General features: G+C 52.3%; 1 rRNA gene. It reads right to left on the bottom strand.

The window, feature by feature from the left end:
- Nucleotides 1-1,201 (bottom strand): 23S ribosomal RNA (locus CFN46_RS17350); the annotation flags it as partial.
- Nucleotides 1,202-1,238 lie beyond the last annotated feature (37 nt).

The following is a 1,238-nucleotide window of genomic DNA, read 5'->3' as shown; positions in this document are numbered from 1 at the left end:
CCTTCATTGGCTTACACGACGCTCCTCTACCGCTCATCCATAAGGATGAACCCGTAGCTTCGGTACCTGATTTAGCCCCGTTATATCTTCCGCGCAGGCCGACTCGACTAGTGAGCTATTACGCTTTCTTTAAAGGATGGCTGCTTCTAAGCCAACCTCCTAGCTGTCTGAGCCTTCCCACATCGTTTCCCACTTAATCAGGATTTTGGGACCTTAGCTGACGGTCTGGGTTGTTTCCCTTTTCACAACGGACGTTAGCACCCGCTGTGTGTCTCCCACGCTGCACTCACTGGTATTCGGAGTTTGCCTCGGGTTGGTAAGTCGGGATGACCCCCTAGCCGAAACAGTGCTCTACCCCCAGCGGTGATACGTGAGGCGCTACCTAAATAGCTTTCGAGGAGAACCAGCTATCTCCGGGCTTGATTAGCCTTTCACTCCGATCCACAGCTCATCCCAGCATTTTTCAACATACTTGGGTTCGGGCCTCCAATTGATGTTACTCAATCTTCACCCTGGCCATGGATAGATCGCCCGGTTTCGGGTCTATACCCTGCGACTGGTCGCCCAGTTAAGACTCGCTTTCGCTACGCCTCCCCTAATCGGTTAAGCTCGCCACAGAATATAAGTCGCTGACCCATTATACAAAAGGTACGCGGTCACAGAACAAGTCTGCTCCCACTGCTTGTACGCATACGGTTTCAGGATCTATTTCACTCCCCTCGCCGGGGTTCTTTTCGCCTTTCCCTCACGGTACTGGTTCACTATCGGTCAGCCAGGAGTATTTAGCCTTGGAGGATGGTCCCCCCATGTTCAGTCAAGGTTTCTCGTGCCCCGACCTACTCGATTTCACGATACTCAGACTTCGACTACGGGACTATCACCCTGTATCGTCAGGCTTCCCAGCCTGTTCGTCTGTCAGTTGTATCGCTTAAGGGCTGGTCCCCGTTCGCTCGCCGCTACTTGGGGAATCTCGGTTGATTTCTTTTCCTCCGGGTACTTAGATGTTTCAGTTCCCCGGGTTTGCCTCTATAGGTTATGTATTGGCCTATAGATACTCACCTGATGGTGAGTGGGTTTCCCCATTCGGAAATCGTTGGGTCGCAGGGTATTTGCCACCTCGCCAACGCTTATCGCAGGCTATCACGTCCTTCATCGCCTCTGGCTGCCAAGGCATCCACCGTATGCGCTTAATCGCTTGACCATATAACCCCAAGGGGTCTGTCAAGGATTACGAAAAT

It is taken from the genome of Cobetia sp. QF-1, from assembly GCF_002213105.1.
Classification (GTDB): Bacteria; Pseudomonadota; Gammaproteobacteria; order Pseudomonadales; family Halomonadaceae; genus Cobetia; species Cobetia crustatorum.
The sequence above is the reverse complement of the archived record's forward strand: the minus strand, read 5'-3'. Positions and strand labels throughout refer to the sequence as shown.